The sequence below is a fragment of the Sphaerochaeta sp. S2 genome, assembly GCF_016406725.1.
In the GTDB taxonomy this organism is placed as follows: Bacteria; Spirochaetota; Spirochaetia; order Sphaerochaetales; family Sphaerochaetaceae; genus Sphaerochaeta.
On sequence record NZ_JAEKNT010000218.1, the window covers coordinates 1 to 6,545 of the forward strand.

Annotated in this window: 6 protein-coding genes; 1 reads left to right on the top strand and 5 read right to left on the bottom strand. The window is 45.9% G+C overall.

Annotation, left to right across the window (positions count from 1 at the left end; all coding sequences use genetic code 11):
- On the top strand, positions 1-658 hold a 658-nt coding region (locus JF818_RS06060), incomplete at its 5' end, for a hypothetical protein (protein ID WP_198891109.1).
- A gap of 31 nt (positions 659-689) precedes the next feature.
- Here the strand turns inward: JF818_RS06060 and JF818_RS06065 are convergent.
- From JF818_RS06065 to JF818_RS06085, 5 genes are all read right to left on the bottom strand, one after another.
- The gene (locus JF818_RS06065; protein WP_198891111.1) at positions 690-1,808 is read right to left on the bottom strand and encodes a GGDEF domain-containing protein; all 1,119 of its coding nucleotides are present in this window, start codon (positions 1,806-1,808) and stop codon (positions 690-692) included.
- 128 nt (positions 1,809-1,936) lie between these two features.
- Positions 1,937-2,995, bottom strand: coding sequence for a LacI family DNA-binding transcriptional regulator (locus tag JF818_RS06070; protein ID WP_198891113.1), 1,059 nt, complete (start codon positions 2,993-2,995; stop codon positions 1,937-1,939).
- An 87-nt stretch (positions 2,996-3,082) separates the two neighbouring features.
- Complete coding sequence (locus JF818_RS06075) at positions 3,083-4,174, bottom strand: ABC transporter substrate-binding protein (protein ID WP_198891115.1); 1,092 nt, start codon at positions 4,172-4,174, stop codon at positions 3,083-3,085.
- Positions 4,175-4,240: 66 nt separating this feature from the next.
- The gene (locus tag JF818_RS06080) at positions 4,241-5,461 is read right to left on the bottom strand and encodes an ABC transporter permease (protein WP_198891117.1); all 1,221 of its coding nucleotides are present in this window, start codon (positions 5,459-5,461) and stop codon (positions 4,241-4,243) included.
- A 12-nt stretch (positions 5,462-5,473) separates the two neighbouring features.
- Positions 5,474-6,545 (bottom strand): sugar ABC transporter ATP-binding protein (locus JF818_RS06085; protein ID WP_198891119.1); only part of this gene is annotated, 1,072 nt, incomplete at its 5' end.

Consider the following 6,545-nt stretch of genomic DNA (forward strand, 5'->3'; position numbering starts at 1 on the left):
GAGTGAAGGTACCTTGATCACTCCCTTGGTGTCACTGAAGACGGATGTTGACGGACTCATCCTCTGTGGCTTTATGTATGACGATATGATGAGTATTCTCAATTGGCAGCAAACAGGTGGGTCAAGCATGGTCTTCTACCGCAACTACTTTGACTACAACAAGGATGGGATTGTATCACCCGAGGAATTTGCTGAAGACAGAAACGGGATTGCAGCACATTTCGGTGTTACCTATGACTACATGGACCAGGACAAGAGCGGAGTCATGGATGAAAAAGATTTTGCCATCATGCTAGAACCAACCAGGAATGAGCTATACCGGGCCATCGAAGAGAGAGATCGAGAGTACCTAAAACATTCCTATGGGGTATATCTTACCCCAGAATGGTTTGATGCACACAAGATGATGCCCACCAACCAAGAAATCCTTCCATTTGTTGACATTCCGATCCATATCATCCATGGGACCTTTGACCAGAACGCTCGGGTAGAGGGCGTCTATGAAGTCAAGGAATTGTTTGAGCAATTGGGAAAAGAGAACCTAACCATCTCTGTCCATGAAGGGTACAACCATGATCTGAACTACATGGACTATGTTTTCACTGAAGAAATACCTGAAGGATTAGCTGAAATTTTTACTACAGCTGAAACATTGTAATACTCGGTGAAGGTGAGACCAGGGGGATTCTCTATCTCATCCCCCTGGGATCGTGCTCTTTCATCTCTTGCTTCTGTGCATACATCTTATGGTCTGCAATATTGCTTAGCTCATCAGCAGTCATCCCAGGCAGGGGTGAATGGTACCCGTAGCTGAACCGTAGGTTCTTGATGAGTTGGTTGTCATTCTGCTGCAAATGCCCCTTCATCATCTCGATGATAGCTTCAACATTACCAGAGTCAAATATTGCTGCGAATTCATCCCCTCCAAGCCTGAATGCAAGTCCTCTATGGGCAAATGCTTTCTTGAGCGCTTTTGCAAAGCAGATCAGTGTATAGTCTCCCATTTCATGGCCATATTTGTCATTGATCTCCTTGAAGTAGTTCAGGTCAAACACGATCAGTGAGAACTGTTTGTTTCCTTGAAGCAGGTGTTGCATATATGCATCATAGCTATTGCGGTTGTAGAGTTTGGTCAGGTAATCCTCATCGGAGGGCGTGGATTCGAGGAATACATAGATGACAAACAGTGCCAATGCAATTGATGTCCAAGAAAAATGCAACTTGGAATTACCTAGTTGGAGTAACATTCCGGCTATAGGGATAAAAAAGAAAAATTGATAGATCAAGGTCTCATTGCGGGTAATCTTATCTCCATGGGTGGTGACGAACACGAAAAAATACCCATACAGCAAACCAAGCAAGATGTAGTGGATGAACTTGAATGGTTCACTTCTATAGCTGTTTGTCTCAGGGTTCACAGAAAAATAGAGAGGCAAGAAGGTGTTCAGGATAAGCATGATGAGTGTAATCAGGCTTGCTTGCTGATAATACCATCTCTTTTTGACTCGGTTCCTGTCATGAAACATCCTGAAATCCACATAGGACATGAGCAATCCCCCGATGACTGGGCCGATCAGGTAGAGCAGGAAGTTGGTGGAGTATTCAAGGAAAAATGCACCAAAGAATTGCTGCCCATCAAAAATCCATGTCAGTGGTTCATCGATGATGGCGATACTGGTTGTTGTCAGGGACCAATTGATGAGATGTTTGCTGAATGTCTTGATCCGTGATTTCTGCATGAATAGATAGAGGATCACCAAGATAGCGAAGGCAAATATGTTGATCTGGAACTGAATCAGATAGTTCATTACCGGCCCTCCCTAAAACAAACAGATGCTAACCATTTCTCCATCATACATCCATGCGTTACTACATAACTAACACAATAGATATGATACAAATGTAAGCAAAAAAATTTTATAGGGAAAAGTTCAAGCTAAGCAATAGGACAGGTGTCTGATTCTCTCTCTGTCATAGGGTAGGGGATGCCCCCATTTGACCGGATCACCTTTATTTCGGGACGAAGCTTCACATGTTTCGGATAGTCTTCCCAGTTGCCACCCAGCCGTTTCAGAAGAAGGGTAGAGACTTCTCGCCCGATCTTTTCACAAGGCTGTGCAACTGCATAATGGCAGAGCTTGAGCAGTGGAGCATAGCTGAGATAGTCAAAACTTGCGAATACCAGTTGCCCCAGCTGATGAGGGGAGAGCATCTCTATGGCTTGGATGGTTGCCCCTAGATGCAGGGAATCATTGGCAATGAAAAAGGCTTCTGGATAATCTACTTCAAGAAGTGCTTGCCTGATGAGATACCTCCCAGAGGCCTGGGTCATTGCATTCTGATGATAGACAAATCGATTTTCAACTGTCAGACCCTGCTCTTTCATTGCATCCAGATATGCGTACAATCGTTCATGTGCCGTATGTATACTGAGATCCCCTCCGATATACCCGATTCGCTTATATCCTTCATGCTTGAGCGCCTTGATCATCTGACGAACCCCATATCGGCTGTCGGTTTCCACAAAATCAACCTTGAGTCCTTCGATACATCGGTCGACCATGACCAAAGGGATTCTTGACAGTGCGTTTGTCTGGAAGTGACGGCCATCTGCCCCTGCCGGCATCACCACAATCCCATCCACATTGCGTTCAATGAATATCTGGAGCTTTCGCTTCTCCTCTTCCACTGAATCGTTGGAAGAGGTGATGATCAATGAATATCCGTGCGGAGCCAGGCAGCGTTCCATTGCCTCGACAACTTCCATGAAAAAGATGTTGGAGAGTTCTGGAGCGATAATACCGATCGTCTTGGTATGCCGAAACTTGAGGGAACGTGCCACCTCATTACGGTTGTAGCCAAGCGTATCCATGGCGTCCAATACTTTTTTTTTTGTGTGTATGTTTACAGAATCCCCATGGTTGAGGACACGAGAAACTGTAGCAATAGACACATTCGCTGCTCTTGCAACATCTTTGATGGTAGGGGATGCCATGATGGTCTCCTCAGAAAAAGGGGTCAGCCGGTACAAATGCCGGTGACCCCCCAAACTTATGAGATGCAATCTCTGTTCAACGGTTCATCAATCGTAGATCAAACCCTTGATGTCTGCATCATCCATGTTCTGATAGTTGTAGAACTTTGCACCGGTGTCGACATCAGCAACAGGTTCACCCTTGTAGGCTTTGTATGCCAGTTCGACTGCTTTGTATCCAATCTGGTAGGGGTCTTGGGTAATGGAACCGAGGAAGTATTGCTGGCGAACCGCATTCTTCTGTGCAGCGCCTGCATCATACCCGATAACCACCACATCCTTGAATGCGGAATTGCTCTTCAAGGTTGCTCCATCGTTGGTTGCAGCAAGAAGACCCTTGACCGTTGCTTCATTGGAACAGAAGATTCCCAGAACATTGTCACTGGTTACCTTGTTCAGCATTGCCTGTGCTGCATTGGTTGCATCAGTCATGGCGGCAGAAGCGGGGACAATCATCTCAATAAAGACTTTTCTTCCCTTGGTTGGGCTGTCTGCAGCAATGTAGGCAGTGTTTCCAATTACTGCAATATCACTCTTGCCAAGTGAAGTGTTCTCGTCAATCAACTTGATCATGGTGTCTCTGAAGCCCTTTCCACGGCTAAGCAGCGATTCACCTGAAGCGTCCTGATTCATGACGACAATCTTGACGGGCTTGGCGATTGAAGCAGCTTCAATTTTGCCTTTGATCACTTCAAACATCTTCTCGGCAGCCATACCTGCTGCGGCATAGTTGTTGGTTGATGCATTTGCCCAGATTGAACCTTCTGGAGCTTCTGGTACGCCAGAGTCAAATCCGATGACAGGAATACCTTGGCTCTTGGCCTGCTGGAGCTGGTCAAGCACACTGCTGGTATTCAATGCTGCCAAGGCAATTGCCACAGGGTTCTTTGCCATTGCATTATTGAGCATCTCAACTTGGATTTGTACATCACTTTCTGAAGGAGGGCCTTCAAAGGTAATATCAACCCCATAATCTGCAGCAGCCGCATTGGCACCCAGTTTCACTTGCTGCCAGAAATCATGTTGTTCCCCTTTTGAAACAACAGCGATATAAGGCTTTTGCTCCTTTACTCCTTCCGCAAACAGAACAGTGGAAGTAAGCAACACTAGAACCATTAGAACGACTAAGGTCTTCTTCATACTAATCCTCCTGTTTTCTACCGGATCCAATAACCCGGATTTGCTATATACAACGGATGTATTCCGTTATCTCTTTACGAATGCCTTCTCTTTTTTGCGCAGCTCTGCTCTGTGTGTTTTTTCTTCCCGTCTCAGAGCACGATATTGTGCACGCATTTCCAGACGAAGCTCGGCAAGTTTCTTCTCTATCTCTGTTTTGGCTGCAGGATCAGCAGAGGACAATTCTGCCTTCAGTTGAGAGATCTTCAGCAGCATTTCCTCCTTGTACCTGTCAGACTCGGAGAGAATGCGAACCTCAGAAGATTTTTTCGTTCGATAGATATCGAGCATGACAGCGCCCAGAACAACTACACCAGTAAAGAACGTCTGGTATTGTGACTGTAGATCCATCGATGGCAATCCAGCGCGTAATACACTCATGATATACACACCAATCATTGTCCCGAAGACTGAACCTGCACCTCCACTAAGACTGGTTCCCCCGATAACGGTTCCTGCTATGGCATACAATTCAAAACCCTGGCCTTGGGCAGGCATAACGGTGGTGTAGACTGCAGCAAAGGCAATACCGCCGATACCGGCAAGGAAACCGCTGATCACATAGGCCATCATTTCCCATTTTGCGACATTAATACCGCTAAGACGTGCTGCTTCCTTGTTTGATCCAACGGCGAAAATATATCGCCCCATCTTTGTTCTGGTAAGAATGATATAAGCAATGAATGCTGTACCGAAGAGTACGATGGCACCGGTGGGGTAGGAGGTATTATCCTCCGCGATAAACTTGAATATTCCCTTGAACCAGCTATCTTCTGCCCCACGAGCCGGGAAGGTAGCACTGCGCACATTCGATACAATGGATCCGGTACCCAAGCTGATCATCATGGTGCCGAGGGTTGCGATGAAAGGTGGCAACTTCAGTCGGCTTACCATGATGCCATTGAAAAGACCAAAGGATGTTGCAACCACAATGATGAGGATCAATGAAATCCACATTGGCCATCCCCATGTCTTGTATGCTGTCCCACCAATGATGGTCGCTGCCATCATCACTGTACCACAAGAGAGATCAATTCCACCGGTAATGATGACAAAGGTAACCCCGATGGCCAGAAACCCAATATAATAGGAAGAGTCAAGGATGTTTACCAATGTCGTATAGGAGAAGAAGTTCCTGCCAAAGAGCGCAAAGAATGCGTAGATGATAACGAGAGCCAGTGGTGCAAGCAACTTTTGGAGATTCAATCCTTTCTTTTTTTTCAACTCAACCAAATCCTTCGTTTTCATCTAGGGTTACTCCTATCCATGTTGTGTAGCCAATTCCATGATCTTTTCCTGGGTTGCCTCTTCTATTGGAAGCATCCCAGTGAGTTTTCCTTCACACATTACCGCAATTCGGTCACTCATTCTCAGAATCTCATTCAGTTCACTGCTGATCATGATGATGGACTTGCCTTCCTTGACGAGTTCATTCATCAGGTGATAGATCTCACTCTTTGCCCCTACATCGATCCCCCGTGTTGGTTCATCGAAGATGAGGATGGAGCAGTTCTTGATCAGCCACTTTGCGATAACCACTTTCTGCTGGTTGCCCCCAGAAAGATTTTGTACGAGCTGGTCCAGTGAGGGTGTCTTTACATTGAGTTTCTCTACATTCTCTGCAGCAATCTGATGTAGTTTGGAGCGAGGAAGGAAGAGGTTGGGGCAGAGGTCTTCGTACGAAGCCATAATGGCATTGGATTCGACAGAGAGCTTGATTGCCAGACCAAAACGTTTTCGATCTTCTGATAGGTATCCAATGCCATTGAGTACAGCATCTTCTGGACTTTCAATGAGTGTCTTCTTTCCATTGATATAAATCGAACCAGAGGCTTTATCAGCACCAAAGAGAGCTCGCATCGTCTCAGTCCTACCCGCACCCATGAGTCCAGAAAATCCGAGAATCTCTCCCTTATGCAACTCGAATGAGATGTTCTGTACAAGTTTGCCCGCATTAAGATTCTCAACCTTCAGGACAACTGGTGCATTATCGGGAACATTGCTTTTTGCTTTAGGCTGTTCATAGATTACCCGTCCAACCATCATGTTGATCATCTCATCCTTGCTTAACTCCTTGGTCAGTTTGGTCCCCACATATTCACCATCCCTGAGTACGGTAACCCGGTCGGTGATGATACCGATTTCATCAAGACGGTGGCTGATATAGATCATGCCAACACCTTTCTTGGCCAAATCTCTCATGATGGTAAACAGGTCCTTGATCTCCCGATCAGTCAAGGCAGCGGTAGGCTCGTCGAGTATCAATATTTTCAGGTTATGGGAAACAGCCTTTGCAATTTCTACCATCTGTTGCTTGCCAACGGTAAGATCC